Annotated in this window: 1 protein-coding gene; it reads right to left on the bottom strand. The window is 59.7% G+C overall.

Annotation, left to right across the window (positions count from 1 at the left end; all coding sequences use genetic code 11):
• Positions 1-1160: elongation factor Tu (gene tuf, locus PL640_RS25480; RefSeq protein ID WP_271363866.1), on the bottom strand; the 1160-nt coding region annotated here is incomplete at both ends.

Raw genomic sequence — 1160 nt, 5'->3', positions numbered from 1 at the left:
GCCACGATGCCGGCGCCGACGGTACGGCCGCCTTCGCGGATAGCGAAGCGCAGCTTTTCTTCCATCGCGATCGGAACGATCAGCTCGACTTCAACCGTGACGTTGTCGCCAGGCATAACCATTTCCGTGCCTTCCGGCAGAGAAACGATGCCGGTCACGTCCGTCGTGCGGAAGTAGAACTGCGGGCGGTAGTTCGTGAAGAACGGCGTATGACGGCCGCCTTCTTCCTTCGTCAGGATGTAGGCTTCTGCCATGAACTTCTTGTGCGGCTTGACCGAACCCGGCTTGCACAGGATCTGACCACGCTCAACGCCGTCACGGGTAACGCCGCGAACCAGAGCACCGATGTTGTCGCCAGCCTGGCCCTGATCGAGCAGCTTGCGGAACATTTCAACGCCGGTAACCGTCGTCTTCGAGGTCGGACGAATGCCGACGATCTCGACTTCTTCACCAACCTTGACGATACCGCGCTCAACGCGACCCGTCACAACCGTACCACGGCCAGAGATCGAGAACACGTCTTCGATCGGCATCAGGAACGGCTGGTCGATCGGACGCTCAGGCGTCGGGATGTAGGCGTCAACAGCAGCCATCAGCTCGCGGATCGCGTCTTCACCGATCTTCTTGTCAGAATCTTCAAGAGCGGCAAGTGCCGAACCCTTGACGATCGGGATATCGTCGCCCGGGAAGTCGTAGGACGACAGAAGTTCGCGAACTTCAAGCTCGACGAGCTCGAGAAGCTCGGCGTCGTCAACCTGGTCGACCTTGTTGAGGAACACGACGATTGCCGGAACGCCAACCTGACGGGCAAGCAGGATGTGCTCGCGGGTCTGCGGCATCGGGCCGTCAGCAGCCGAGCAAACCAGGATCGCGCCGTCCATCTGCGCTGCACCGGTGATCATGTTCTTCACGTAGTCGGCGTGGCCGGGGCAGTCGACGTGCGCGTAGTGACGGGCAGGCGTCTCATACTCAACGTGTGCCGTCGAAATCGTGATACCACGGGCCTTTTCTTCAGGCGCGGCGTCGATCTGGTCATACGCCTTGAATTCGCCGAAGAACTTCGTGATCGCGGCAGTCAGCGACGTCTTGCCATGGTCAACGTGACCGATCGTGCCAATGTTGACGTGCGGCTTATTGCGCTCAAACTTGCTCTTTGCCAT

This window comes from Agrobacterium sp. ST15.16.024 (assembly GCF_027956545.1).
Classification (GTDB): domain Bacteria; phylum Pseudomonadota; class Alphaproteobacteria; order Rhizobiales; family Rhizobiaceae; genus Agrobacterium; species Agrobacterium cucumeris.
Note: the sequence above shows the minus strand (reverse complement) of the source record. Positions and strands in the feature narration are given on the sequence as shown.